The organism is Halomonas sp. SpR1 (assembly GCF_031010175.1).
In the GTDB taxonomy this organism is placed as follows: domain Bacteria; phylum Pseudomonadota; class Gammaproteobacteria; order Pseudomonadales; family Halomonadaceae; genus Vreelandella.
In genome coordinates, this window is sequence record NZ_JAUAMB010000045.1 from 1 (window position 1) to 11,741 (window position 11,741).

The 11,741-nt window shown below is 56.4% G+C and carries 12 protein-coding genes; 2 read left to right on the forward strand and 10 right to left on the reverse strand.

The genetic code is table 11. The annotated features are described in order from the left end of the window. The first annotated feature begins 346 nt into the window (after positions 1-346). Positions 347-1,678: a deoxyguanosinetriphosphate triphosphohydrolase gene (locus QT231_RS21525; protein WP_308338842.1), complete on the forward strand. Its 1,332-nt coding sequence runs from the start codon at positions 347-349 to the stop codon at positions 1,676-1,678. An 8-nt stretch (positions 1,679-1,686) separates the two neighbouring features. Here QT231_RS21525 and QT231_RS21530 read toward each other — a convergent pair whose 3' ends face one another. From QT231_RS21530 to QT231_RS21540, 3 genes are read right to left on the reverse strand one after another with little or no spacing between them, the layout of a single operon-like run. Next, positions 1,687-2,595, reverse strand: a complete 909-nt coding sequence (locus QT231_RS21530) for a nuclease-related domain-containing protein (RefSeq protein ID WP_308338843.1) — start codon at positions 2,593-2,595, stop codon at positions 1,687-1,689. 57 nt (positions 2,596-2,652) lie between these two features. After that, positions 2,653-3,027 carry a translation initiation factor Sui1 gene (locus QT231_RS21535; protein ID WP_308338844.1) on the reverse strand — a complete coding sequence of 125 codons (375 nt, stop codon included), beginning with the start codon at positions 3,025-3,027 and terminating at the stop codon, positions 2,653-2,655. Then, complete coding sequence (locus QT231_RS21540) at positions 3,027-3,728, reverse strand: HAD-IA family hydrolase (RefSeq protein ID WP_308338845.1); 702 nt, start codon at positions 3,726-3,728, stop codon at positions 3,027-3,029. Before QT231_RS21540 ends, QT231_RS21535 begins: the two co-directional genes overlap by 1 nt. A gap of 286 nt (positions 3,729-4,014) precedes the next feature. Between QT231_RS21540 and QT231_RS21545 the strand changes: the two genes are divergently transcribed. Then, the gene (locus QT231_RS21545; protein ID WP_308338846.1) at positions 4,015-4,440 is read left to right on the forward strand and encodes a hypothetical protein; all 426 of its coding nucleotides are present in this window, start codon (positions 4,015-4,017) and stop codon (positions 4,438-4,440) included. Positions 4,441-4,456: 16 nt separating this feature from the next. Here QT231_RS21545 and QT231_RS21550 read toward each other — a convergent pair whose 3' ends face one another. From QT231_RS21550 to tkt, 7 genes are all read right to left on the reverse strand, one after another. After that, on the reverse strand, positions 4,457-4,804 hold the full coding sequence (locus QT231_RS21550; protein ID WP_308338847.1) for a hypothetical protein: 348 nt from the start codon (positions 4,802-4,804) through the stop codon (positions 4,457-4,459). Positions 4,805-4,952: 148 nt separating this feature from the next. Beyond that, positions 4,953-6,017, reverse strand: coding sequence for a class II fructose-bisphosphate aldolase (fba, locus tag QT231_RS21555; protein ID WP_308338848.1), 1,065 nt, complete (start codon positions 6,015-6,017; stop codon positions 4,953-4,955). Between the two features lie 80 nt (positions 6,018-6,097). Beyond that, the gene (locus QT231_RS21560) at positions 6,098-7,279 is read right to left on the reverse strand and encodes a phosphoglycerate kinase (RefSeq protein ID WP_308338849.1); all 1,182 of its coding nucleotides are present in this window, start codon (positions 7,277-7,279) and stop codon (positions 6,098-6,100) included. Between the two features lie 73 nt (positions 7,280-7,352). Next, positions 7,353-8,390 (reverse strand): glyceraldehyde 3-phosphate dehydrogenase NAD-binding domain-containing protein, encoded by a 1,038-nt coding sequence (locus tag QT231_RS21565; RefSeq protein WP_308338850.1) that lies wholly within the window; start codon positions 8,388-8,390, stop codon positions 7,353-7,355. A gap of 105 nt (positions 8,391-8,495) precedes the next feature. Further along, a complete protein-coding gene (locus QT231_RS21570; protein WP_308338851.1) occupies positions 8,496-9,221 on the reverse strand; it encodes an LrgB family protein in 726 nt (241 codons plus the stop codon). After that, positions 9,211-9,564 carry a CidA/LrgA family protein gene (locus QT231_RS21575; protein ID WP_308338852.1) on the reverse strand — a complete coding sequence of 118 codons (354 nt, stop codon included), beginning with the start codon at positions 9,562-9,564 and terminating at the stop codon, positions 9,211-9,213. The genes QT231_RS21570 and QT231_RS21575 overlap by 11 nt, the downstream gene beginning before the upstream one ends. Positions 9,565-9,567: 3 nt before the next feature. After that, positions 9,568-11,559: a transketolase gene (gene tkt / locus QT231_RS21580; protein ID WP_308338853.1), complete on the reverse strand. Its 1,992-nt coding sequence runs from the start codon at positions 11,557-11,559 to the stop codon at positions 9,568-9,570. Positions 11,560-11,741: the final 182 nt, after the last annotated feature.

An 11,741-nucleotide genomic window follows, 5' to 3' on the forward strand; every position in this document is an offset into this window, starting at 1 on the left:
AACCAAGGGGTCTCCCCATGGAGAGTATCGGGGCGCCGACCGGCGGAAGGCCGCCCCCCGGAGCGCCGGCCGGATCATCGTCAGGCACTTATTATGAAAAATCCCCCAGGGCTGAGGCCTTGGGGGATTTTTTTTGCGTGAGGGGGGCTGGTAAATCGTAAGTGGTGAATCGTGAGTAGAAAAGCCACACTCTGACCACTCACCACTCACCACTCACCACTCACCACTCACCACTCACCACTCACCACTCACCACTCACCACTCACCACTCACCACTCACCACTCACACTAACGTGCGGTTTTCTGGTGTTTTATGTCAGAATGCACTCCTCAAGGAGGAATGCCCATGACTCAGATGCGCTGGGAACAGCTATTATCCCCACGTCGTCTCCACGATCAACGTTCAACAAGTACCCGTGAAATCGGCCGTAGCCCATTTCATAAGGATCACGACCGAATAGTTTTCTCAGGTTCGTTTAGACGCCTTGGGCGCAAGACCCAGGTGCATCCGCTGACCGAAAACGATCATATCCATACTCGCCTAACTCACTCACTAGAAGTTGGCTGTGTAGGTCGTTCCTTGGGCATGATCGTGGGTGAGTTGCTGCGCGATCGCCTGCCTGAATGGATTACTCCTGCTGACCTTGGCGTCATTGTCCAGACAGCGTGCCTTGGGCATGACATTGGGAATCCGCCTTTTGGCCATGCGGGTGAGTATGCAATCCGTGATTGGTTTCAGCGCGCTCAAAGCAGTGGTCTGTTAGAAGGTCTGTCAGACGCTGAGCGCGAAGATCTATTGACCTACGAGGGTAACGCCCAGGGGTTTCGGGTGATTACCCAGATAGAATATAACCAGTTTAATGGCGGAATGCGGCTTTCTGCGGCCACGCTGGGTGCATTACTGAAATATCCTTGGACGGTTCGTTATGGTGGGCGAGCGGGCAAGTTTGGCGCATATCAGTCGGAGCAGGCGCTGCTCAAAGAGGTGGCTGAAGCGGTTGGGCTGTTGCCCCAAGGCGAACAGCGCTGGTGTCGCCACCCATTGGCTTGGTTAGTCGAGGCGGCAGATGATATCTGCTACGCCCTGCTAGATCTGGAGGATGGGTTGGAGATGGGCATCCTGCGCTATGAAGAGGTTGTCGAAATATTGCGCCAGATTGCCGGGGAATTTCCGCCCGAGTATGCCGACATGCAGGCCCGTAACGTGTCCCAGCGTCGCCGTATTGCCCTGCTGCGGGGCGCTGCTATGGAGCGTGCGGTCAATGAAGTAGGCACGGTGTTTGTGCAGCATGAGCAGTCTCTGCTGAGCGGCACGCTTAGTGATGACCTGCTGGAGTTGTGCCACCCCGACCTGGGTTGGGGCGTGCAGGCGGCGAAACAGTTGGCTCGAGAGCGTATTTTTCAGAATGAGCGCAAGGCAAAACTAGAGATTGGCGCCTATACGACGCTGGGTATTCTGCTGGAAGCCTTTATTGGTGCTGCACATGAGCTTCATCACACAGGGCACTCATCGTTTAAACACCAGCGTGTGCTGGCTCTGATTGGCGAGAATACGCCGCTGCCTTCATGGCCGCTCTACGATAGCTATCGGCGGATGCTGGACTTTATTGGTGGGATGACCGACCACTATGCGGTGGATTTGGCCCAGGAGATGGGGGGGCGACTACGGGGGGATTAAGACGGCATTTAAACGGAAGGTTGGCTCAGGTGCTTAAGCTCCATCAATTGAGCCCGCTCAAGTAGAACATGAATGACCTTGTCATGGATGGCGTCATTGAGTTCGCCTGGCGTTAGCTCGGTTAATTGCTTGGCAAGGGTATCACCGCTGACCACCAGAATATCCGGAGCGGCTTCGCTATTATCTATTGTCCAACCCGGTAGCACCAGTACGCCTCTTACGGGCACGGGCACGCCGCAGCGACGCTCTAGCCAGTGAGTCAGCCAGCTTACCCCTTGGCGTGTTTTATGCAGTGGGCGACGCTCTTGCCAGTGTGGAAAGCGTAGCCGCTCGTGCTCCACCGCGACTGTGTTGAGCTCATTGCCATCGCTGCCGATGGCGAGTGTTCTTGCCCGCGTCTCGACCACAAACACCCCGTGGGGCGTGACTACAACGTGGTCCATCGTGAAGCTATCGGTGGGCACATCATGAAATACATAGTAAGGGTGGGCGTCAGGGCGGACTAGGCGCTCCAGCTCTTGACCAACGGCGAGATCGCAGGCCAAGCCTAGTTTTAAGCGCCGAATACGCTGATAGTCGCGTACCAACAGTAATGAAAATGTCAGCACAAGTAGGGTGCTGAGCAGGCCATAGAGCGCCCATTCGACCCAGTCTTGTCGTTCGACAAACAACATGCGCCCCATCCCATAAACAAGCGGGGCGAGGCTGATAATGGGCCCTAATGCGCCATGTAAGAATAGGCTGGAAAACGCTTTATCAAGGCGATGCCGCAGCGCTTGGCCCGGTTCATGAAGGGGGGCGCTGAAGGGGGAGTGAACGCGAGCATCGTGCAGGCTGCGCAGCGCAAGGACAATACTGGCCATTGCTGCCATGGGGAATAAAAAGATCAGGGGTAGCACGTATTCCAGCCAAGCCATTGCAGTGCCTTGCTTTGTAGTGACTTACCTGATGATAAGTCATAGTGGTGTAGAGGCCTAACCTCCAGCGAGTTTAACCTGGTAGCCGAGCGCGCTTAACTCTTGACGCAGGGTATCGCGGTGGTCGCCTTGGATTTCAATGATACCCTCTTTTACTGCTCCCCCCGTTCCACAGCGCTTTTTAAGCGTTTTTGCCAGGCTTTTAAGCTCTTCGCTAGGCAGTGGAATGCCACTAACGGTGGTGACGCCTTTGCCTTTTCGGCCACTCGTTTCGCGGCGAATGCGTACCACGCCATCCAGTGCCGCCAGCCGCTGCTGTTCGCTCAGGTCTTCGCATTGGCATGCGTCGAGTGGTTCCCGGCAAGTGGGGCAGGTTTTGCCATGTTCGGTGGAGTAAACCAGTCCACCGAGCTGGTCTCGTAAAGAGGCCATCATCCTCCTCCCATTGAGTGTTGAGGCACAGGGGTTTGCCAATACTCACGCGTGAGCCGCTCCACCACAGCGGGTAGCTGATACATATTGCTGATCATGATAGCGTTTTCAGGCGTTGTCTCGGCATCGGGGAAACGGTTTAAGTGGATCACCGTCATCCCCGCCTGAAGCGCTGCGCGAACACCTACCAAGGCATCGTCTATGGCAATACAGTCATGGGCTGAATAGCCCATGATACTCGCTGCGTGCAGATGTAGACAGGGCTCGGGCTTCCAGCAATTGGCGGTATAGCCACTGAAAAAACGCTTACCGAAGTAGCGGCTAAGCCCGGTCGCTTCTAAAGCCGTGTGAATTTTGCTTTCAGGACCATTAGAAACCACCGCACTGGGATAAGCCGACAAGGTATCCAGCGCTTCTTGGGCGCCGGGTATGGTCGTCAGTTCTTGACCAAGCCGGGTGGCTAGATTGGCTCGCATAGAGGCTTCCATGCGGTCAAGCTGGGCAGGGTCGACCTCACCATAGCGCTGTTGTAGTTCAGCAACGATACGTCGAAAGCGCGCTCCACGAAATTCGCCAAGATAGTCAGTAGCAGCGAAAGGTAGGCCTACTGAATTAAGCCCGGCAGCCATCTCTTCGGCCAGAAGCGGTTCGCTATCGACAAGAGTGCCATCACAGTCAAACAGCAAAAGTGGGAGCGGCATTGTGGTTCCTTGCAGCGGCTTATGCACTGCCAGTGTTAGTTGAAGCCATCCATACTGCTATTGAACGGGATTTTACGTCATTTGTGAACACTGTTTTGTTATTTTTTGCTTGCCTGAACGCGACTCTTGGGCCAGCTTAAACGGCTACACTCATTTTTCTGGCTTCTGTTGTAAGCCATCTAGCGTCAGTTGGTGCAGTCGTGCAAGCGTTGGAAATGGTCAAGCTGCGCCGAAGAGATGGTAGGGATACACTATCTAGTCGTAAACACAACATGGAGAATGCCTAATGCGATTAACCCCTTGGATGCTACCTTTTGCGCTCAGCGCTGCTTTGCTAACGACGACAGGCTATGTTTTGGCTGATAGCCATGAGTCAGAGGATGAGCAGCATGAGCCTCTGGATGATGCAGCACTTGAAGAGGAGTACGGTATTAAAGCGGGGTCGGTGAAACGCGACGAAGATATGTCATCCAGCGATTCCGATGACACTGACGAACAGGCTCGCGCCCGTGAAGAGGAGGAGGAAGAAGAGAAAAATGAAGGAGTAGCCACCAGCGAGGGCGAGGCCGACGTAGAGCTAGAGCCTGGCAAGAGTGAAGAGCGAAACCCCGAAGCTGGTACGGGTGGCACCGGCAGCCCGGAAGACGCTATTCATAGCAGCGAAGAGGAAAATAGCGAAGATGGCGAAGATGGCACCGACGATAATGAGTAACGTCAGTGCCTAAATATTACTTGGCGAGCCGCCGCGAGTTAGCGCTACTACGCTGATGATAAGGCTTCATTGTGCGCTGGCTGGTAACCCACCATGGGGCCTGCCTGCCGCTCATTGAATTGAGCAGTGCTTTTTGCATAACGAGGCCAGCTTCCATACTGGCCTCGAGTTTTTCAGTGACCATGCGCTGATTTTCTTGCATCATTTTAGGACTGAAAAATGGCTGTGTTTGCCATAAATGGTTTCGCATAGCGATCGTCGACAAAGACGTTGACCATAGTTCAAAGGCCATGATGCCAACTTTCCATATATCGAACATCGCCACCGGGTTAGTGGGCATGAAGAGGGGAGTCGTCGATTTCATAAGCGTTGGGGCCTCCTTGCTGAAATACGAAACGTCGTTATCTCATCACTAGTGTTAGCGTATCAATGCTGCATTGCAACATCTATTTTCTTAGCCAAAAAAAGACGACCCGGAGGTCGTCTCTTTCGAAAGTGCGTCTATGACGCGCTTATTTTACCTTGGGTGCCAGCTCGCCACGCTCATAGCGCAGGAACATCTCCTCCAGGCTTATTGGCTTAATCTTACTGGCGTTGCCCGCCGTACCAAAGGCCTCATAGCGAGCGATACACAGATCGCGCATCGCGGTAACGGTCTCTTTCAAGAACTTACGCGGGTCGAATTCAGACGGGTGTTCAGCCAGGAAGCGACGCACTGCCCCGGTAGAGGCTAAACGCAGGTCGGTATCAATGTTGACCTTGCGTACGCCGTGCTTGATACCCTCAACGATCTCTTCGACGGGAACGCCGTAGGTTTCGGGGATCTCGCCGCCATACTGGTTAATCACTTCCAGCCACTCCTGAGGAACAGATGAGGAGCCGTGCATGACCAGATGGGTGTCCGGAATCCGCGCGTGGATCTCTTTAATACGCTGGATAGAGAGCGTGTCACCGGTCGGCGGCTTAGTAAATTTGTAAGCGCCGTGGCTGGTGCCAATGGCAATCGCCAGCGCATCCACGTGGGTGGCTTTAACAAATTCAGCAGCTTCTTCCGGGTCGGTAAGCAGTTGCTCCATATCCAGTTTGCCTTCTGCGCCGATGCCGTCTTCTTCACCGGCCATGCCGGTTTCCAGACTACCCAGGCAGCCCAGCTCGCCCTCGACGGAAACGCCACAGGCGTGCGCCATTTCCACTGCGCGACGAGTAACGTTGACGTTATAGTCGTAGTCGGTGGGCGTTTTGCCATCTTCCCCCAGCGAGCCATCCATCATCACGGAGGAGAAGCCGAGCTGAATAGAGCGCTGGCAGACCGCAGGACTGGTGCCGTGATCCTGGTGCATGACCACAGGGATATGCGGAAACTCTTCCACGGCCGCCAAAATCAGATGGCGCAGGAAAGGCGCGCCCGCATACTTACGCGCGCCAGCAGACGCTTGGACAATGACCGGTGAGTCGGTGGCATCTGCTGCCTCCATAATGGCGCGCATCTGCTCAAGGTTATTGACGTTAAACGCCGGAATGCCGTAACCGTATTCGGCGGCGTGGTCGAGCATTTGGCGCATGCTGATCAGAGCCATAAAATTATCGTACCTGTTTGCGTTGTAAATTGGGTTGTCTGAACGAGCACCATGAGCGCCCAGGTTCAAGTTGCTTTATGTTAGCTGCGCTTGGCAGCTGCTTCGAGTGCCGCAACGGCAGGCAACTGCTTGCCTTCGACATATTCAAGAAAGGCGCCGCCACCAGTAGAAATATATGAAACGCGATCCGCAATGGCATATTTATCAATGGCCGCTAAGGTGTCACCGCCACCAGCAATAGAGAAGCCTACGCTATCGGCGATGGCCTGGGCGATCACCTGGGTGCCTTTACCAAACTGATCGATTTCAAAGACACCGACGGGGCCGTTCCAGAGGATGGTACCAGCGTCTTTGAGCATGCTGGCCAAGTGGGCGGCGGTCTCTGGGCCGATATCCAGAATCATCTCGTTGTCAGCCACTTGATCGACCGGCTTGACCACCGCCTTGGCCGATTCCGAGAACTCGGTAGCCACGACAACGTCAGTGGGAAGTGGAATCGAGACTTTTTCCATCAGCGCTTTCGCTTGAGCGATCAAATCAGCTTCGTGGAGCGATTTGCCCACATTGTAGCCCGCGGCGGCAATAAAGGTGTTGGCAATACCGCCGCCGACGATAAGCTGATCACATTTATCAGCCAGCGCGGTAAGTACATCCAGCTTGGTAGACACCTTCGAGCCACCGACGATGGCAGCCATGGGCCGGGCTGGATGCGCCAGCGCTTTCTCAAGGGCATCGAGTTCCTGGGCAAGTAAAGGCCCGGCGCAGGCACTGGGGGCAAAACGCGCTACCCCATGGGTGGAGGCCTGGGCGCGGTGGGCGGTGCCAAACGCATCCATCACAAAAATATCGCACAGCGCGGCGTACTGTTTTGCCAGCTGCTCATCGTCTTTTTTCTCGCCGCTATTAAAGCGCACGTTTTCCAGCAGTACCACGTCGCCATTGGCAAGATCCAGGGTTTCGCCGACTGTTTCACCGAGATAGGCTTTGACCAGCGGCACTGAGCGACCTAACAGTTTACCCAAATGTTCAGCCACCGGCGCGAGGGAAAACTCCTCGGCGGGTTCGCCTTCGGTGGGGCGGCCCAAATGGCTCATCAACATCACTTTGGCGCCAGCTTCCACGGCGGCCTGAATCGTCGGCAGCGCGGCCCGCAGTCGGGCGTCGCTGGAGACGCGGCCATGTTTGATGGGCACATTCAAATCTTCACGGATCAGCACGCGTTGCCCTTCGAGGGGAAGGTCAGTCATCTTTTTCACGTTCATGTATGCGGTATCCTCGTGTGTATGCCGTTGAACTCAATATAAACAGCTAATGTAAAAAACGACTGTCAACAGGTTACGTCTGTACCGAAAGCCTGGCCAGTCGCTGGCTAATATCGAGCATACGATTGGCGAACCCCCACTCGTTGTCGAACCAGCACAGCAGCTTGATAAGGCGTTTGCCAGCGACCCGGGTTTGAGTCGCGTCCAGGATGCCTGAACGAGGGTCGTGATTAAAATCAACCGACGCCATGGGAGCTTCAGTATAGCCAAACACACCCTTTAAGCGCTGCTGACTGGCGGCCAACAGCAGCGCATTGACATCGTCCCGGTGGGTATCCCGGCTGACGGTGAGCGCTACGTCCATAGCCGAGACATTGATAGTGGGCACGCGTACGTGCAGGCACTCAAAGCGGCCCGCAAGATTGGGCATCAAGCGGCTAATACCGAGCGCCAAGCCGGTGTCCACCGGCACAATAGAGTGCATCGCCGAGCGTGTTAGGCGCAGGTCTGTTTGATGGTAGGCATCGATCACCGGCTGGTCGTTCATCGCCGAGTGAATCGTCGTGGTGACACCATGTTCAAGACCGAGGGCTTCATCCAGAACGGTTAGCAGCGGCACAAGGCAGTTGGTCGTGCAGGAAGCGGCAGAGAGAATGCGCTGGGACAGCGCCAGCTCGTTCTCATTAATGCCCCACACAATGGTGGCATCGACGTCATTCTCCGCGGGCTGGGAAAACAGTAGCCGCTTAGCGCCAGCCTCCAGGTGTAGCTCGGCGGTGGCGCGATCTTTAAAGCTCCCGGAGCACTCCAGCACCAGATCCACATCAAGCGCCTTCCAGGGTAGCTTGCGTGGATCTTGTTCGCAGAGTACCTGGATGCTCTGGCCGTTAATGATAAGGGTCTGACCGTCGTTATCAACGTCACCGGGAAAGCGACCATGGGTAGTGTCGTAACGGGTCAGGTAGGTGATGGTCGCCAGGTCAGACAATTCATTAATGGCGACCACTTCAAGCTCGGGGTGGTGCCGCTCAATGAGCGCCCGTAAGACGCACTGGCCGATGCGTCCGTAACCGTTAATGGCGATGCGATACCTGGGGGCAGAATTAGCCATTTAGAAGGGCGGCTCTTAAAAGTAAAAAAGTTGACGAAATAGGCTAGAACTGGTTGCGATGATAACGTATTTCAACGGGCGACTGTTATCGCCTGCTTGCGACTATCAACTGTCCATGCCTATCAATCGCCAGGCCAGCGGCAGCAGTACCGCGGTGAAGATACCCGTGAGGCTCATGCCCAGCGACGCAAAAGCGCCAGCCGTGGGGCTGATCTCAAACGCTCTTACCGTGCCTATAGCATGGCCGTTAAGCCCCAGGGCGAAACCTATCAAACGGTCATCTTTGATATCTAACCAGCGCGCTGCCAAGCTCACGCAGGGAATGGTGATCACCCCGGTGACCAGCAGTGCGCCCAATAGCAGTGCGGTGGTGCCACCGAGCTGTTCCGTAATGCCGATAGCGATAGGCGCGGTCACCGATTTAGCGGCAATGGAAGCGAGTACATTGTCCGAGCTGCCCAGTAGCCAGGCAATGGCCAGCGAGTAGCACGCCGCCAGTGTCGCCGCGATGGGTAAACAAATCGCCAGTGGCCGCCAGAGCTCAACGATCCGCGGTAACTGTTGATAAAGCGGCATACCCAGCGCCACCGTGGCGGGCCCCAATAGCACCGTTAGCCATGTGGCTCCCTGCTGGTAGGTGGTGTAAGGCAGCCCTATCAGCGCTAACGCCCCCGCCAGCAGCAGCGCTGCGATCAAGATAGCAGGCAGCCATGAGGGTCGCTTTAAGCGCTGAAACAGAAGGCTGCCAAGCAAATAGGCGGCGAGCGTTAACCCCACCGCAAACAGCGGGGTGGTGGTTAATAGAGTGAGCAACGAGGACTCAGTGGGCATGCGGTTGCCCGATTAGCCGCTTGAGCAGCCATAGCGTAGTGACCACGCTGAGTAGCGTACCCAGCACTAAGGCAATAAGAATGGCGCTCCACTGGCCAGCCAGCTCGCCGATAATGAAAAACACCCCGACGACGCCGGGCATGATCAACATGGCAAGTAGTGCAATGAGCGGCTGAGCGGCAGCGGCAATACTGCTCGGGACACGGCCGCGCACGGCGAGCGTCGCGCAGAGGAGCAGCATACCAATCACGCCAGAAGATATTGGCAAACCGGTGAAGTGGACCACCACTTCACCGATCAGCCAGTAGCTAATCAGCCATAGCAAGCCACTGAGTGCAGGCATGGCTTAGCCGAGTAGTTCGTTGGCTTGCTTGACCACGTTCTCGACGGTAAAGCCGAAGTGCTTGAACAGATCGCCTGCCGGGGCCGATTCGCCGTAGGTGGTCATGCCGATCACGCGGCCGTCCAGGCCCACATACTTGTACCAGTAGTCGGCGTGAGCGGCTTCGATAGCAATACGCTTGGTGACCGCCTTGGGCAGTACGCTTTCGCGGTACTCCGCGTCCTGGCCGTTAAAGCGGTAGGCCGAGGGCATCGAGACCACACGTACGGCCTTACCCTGCTGCTCCAGCTCGGCGGCGGCGTCCATGGCCAGGGCGACTTCTGAACCGGTGGCGATCAGAATCAGCTCGGGCGTTCCTGCGCTATCTTTTAGGACATACGCCCCGTTCTGAATCGATGCCAGCTGCGCTTTGGTGCGCTGCTGATGGGGCAGGTTCTGGCGTGACAGTACCAACGCCGTGGGGCCAGAGTGACGTTTGATCGCCGCATCCCAGGCCGCTGCGGTTTCCACCGCATCGCAGGGGCGCCAGGTGTTCAGGTTCGGCGTGGTGCGCAGGCTGGTCAACTGTTCAATCGGCTGGTGGGTCGGGCCATCTTCGCCCAGACCGATGGAGTCGTGGGTAAACACATAGATGGCTTGCTGGCCCATCAACGCTGCCATGCGAATCGAGTTACGCATGTACTCCATAAAGATCAGGAAGGTCGCGCCGTAAGGTACCAGGCCTCCGTGCAGGGCGATGCCGTTCATGACCGCGCCCATGCCGAACTCACGCACGCCGTAATGCAGGTAGTTGCCGCTGGCGTCTTCCGGGGTAATCGCTTTGGCGCCTTTCCAAAAGGTCAGATTAGACGGCGCCAAGTCGGCGCTACCGCCCAGCAGTTCCGGCATTTTCGGGCCAATGGCGTTCAACACTTCAAAGGAGGCTTTGCGTGAAGCAATGGTCTCGCCGCGCTCTTGGGCCTGCTCAATCAAGGCCTCAGTAGGCAGTTCCGTCGGCAGTTGGCGCTTCATGCGGCGGGTGAATTCCCGCGCTTCCGTGGGGAAGGCCTCTTTGTAGCGGGCAAAACGCTCTTCCCACGCCTGCTGCGCCGCTTTGCCCGCATCGCGAGCATCCCAGGCCGAGTAGATCGGCTCAGGGATATGGAAGGGGGCGTGGGGCCAGTCGAGTTGGGTGCGTGCCAGGGCCACTTCGTCGTCGCCTAAGGGGGCACCGTGGGCGTCCTCTTTGCCCTGCTTGTTGGGCGCACCAAAGCCAATGATGGTCTTGCAGATGATCAGGCTCGGCTTATCGCCGTGGCTCTTGGCCAGCTCGATAGCGGCTTTCACCTCTTCAGGCTTGTGGCCATCCACATTGGGCACCACGTGCCAGCCGTAAGCTTCAAAACGCTTGGCGGTATCGTCGGTAAACCAGCCTTCCACTTCGCCATCGATAGAGATGCCGTTATCGTCATACAGGGCAATCAACTTACCCAACTGCTGGGTACCGGCTAGCGAGGCGGCTTCGTGGGAAATGCCTTCCATCAAGCAGCCGTCACCCAGGAAACACCAAGTGTGGTGATCGACGATGGTGTGACCGGGGCGATTGAACTGCGCCGCCAGGGTTTTTTCGGCAATGGCAAAGCCCACTGCGTTGGCAAAACCTTGACCCAGCGGGCCGGTGGTGGTCTCGATACCCGGTGCATAGCCAAATTCCGGGTGGCCGGCGGTGGGCGAATGCAACTGGCGGAAATTTTGTAGCTGCTCCAGGCTTAGCTCGTAGCCGCTGAGGTGGAGCAGCGAGTAAAGCAGCATGGAGCCATGGCCATTGGAGAGCACAAAGCGGTCACGATCGGCCCACTTGGGGTCTTCGGGGTTGTGCTTGAGGTAGTCATTCCATAGCACCTCGGCGATATCAGCCATTCCCATGGGGGCGCCAGGGTGGCCGGACTTGGCCTTCTGAACGGCATCCATGGAGAGGGCGCGAATGGCATTGGCTAACTCAAAACGGGACGGCATGGGGGTGCTCCTCGCCTGAAAACAGAAATTATAAAGGCACTATTGTCGCTGACTTCCCATGTTGCGGCAAATGCGATGGCAAATTGTGGGGATCTCGTTCTGGGAAGCATCGCCTACAGCGTGTAGACTCTGCCTCCCGAAGTAATGAAGAACGTCATTACTTCGCTAATATGGGCAGGGGA

What these genes read in the sequence shown, in the direction of transcription:
- QT231_RS21525 (WP_308338842.1), top strand. Translation starts at nt 347, where the DNA reads ATGACTCAGATGCGCTGGGAACAGCTATTATCCCCACGTCGTCTCCAC.
- QT231_RS21530 (WP_308338843.1), bottom strand. Translation starts at nt 2,595, where the DNA reads ATGGCTTGGCTGGAATACGTGCTACCCCTGATCTTTTTATTCCCCATG.
- QT231_RS21535 (WP_308338844.1), bottom strand. Translation starts at nt 3,027, where the DNA reads ATGGCCTCTTTACGAGACCAGCTCGGTGGACTGGTTTACTCCACCGAA.
- QT231_RS21540 (WP_308338845.1), bottom strand. Translation starts at nt 3,728, where the DNA reads ATGCCGCTCCCACTTTTGCTGTTTGACTGTGATGGCACTCTTGTCGAT.
- QT231_RS21545 (WP_308338846.1), top strand. Translation starts at nt 4,015, where the DNA reads ATGCGATTAACCCCTTGGATGCTACCTTTTGCGCTCAGCGCTGCTTTG.
- QT231_RS21550 (WP_308338847.1), bottom strand. Translation starts at nt 4,804, where the DNA reads ATGAAATCGACGACTCCCCTCTTCATGCCCACTAACCCGGTGGCGATG.
- fba (WP_308338848.1), bottom strand. Translation starts at nt 6,017, where the DNA reads ATGGCTCTGATCAGCATGCGCCAAATGCTCGACCACGCCGCCGAATAC.
- QT231_RS21560 (WP_308338849.1), bottom strand. Translation starts at nt 7,279, where the DNA reads ATGAACGTGAAAAAGATGACTGACCTTCCCCTCGAAGGGCAACGCGTG.
- QT231_RS21565 (WP_308338850.1), bottom strand. Translation starts at nt 8,390, where the DNA reads ATGGCTAATTCTGCCCCCAGGTATCGCATCGCCATTAACGGTTACGGA.
- QT231_RS21570 (WP_308338851.1), bottom strand. Translation starts at nt 9,221, where the DNA reads ATGCCCACTGAGTCCTCGTTGCTCACTCTATTAACCACCACCCCGCTG.
- QT231_RS21575 (WP_308338852.1), bottom strand. Translation starts at nt 9,564, where the DNA reads ATGCCTGCACTCAGTGGCTTGCTATGGCTGATTAGCTACTGGCTGATC.
- tkt (WP_308338853.1), bottom strand. Translation starts at nt 11,559, where the DNA reads ATGCCGTCCCGTTTTGAGTTAGCCAATGCCATTCGCGCCCTCTCCATG.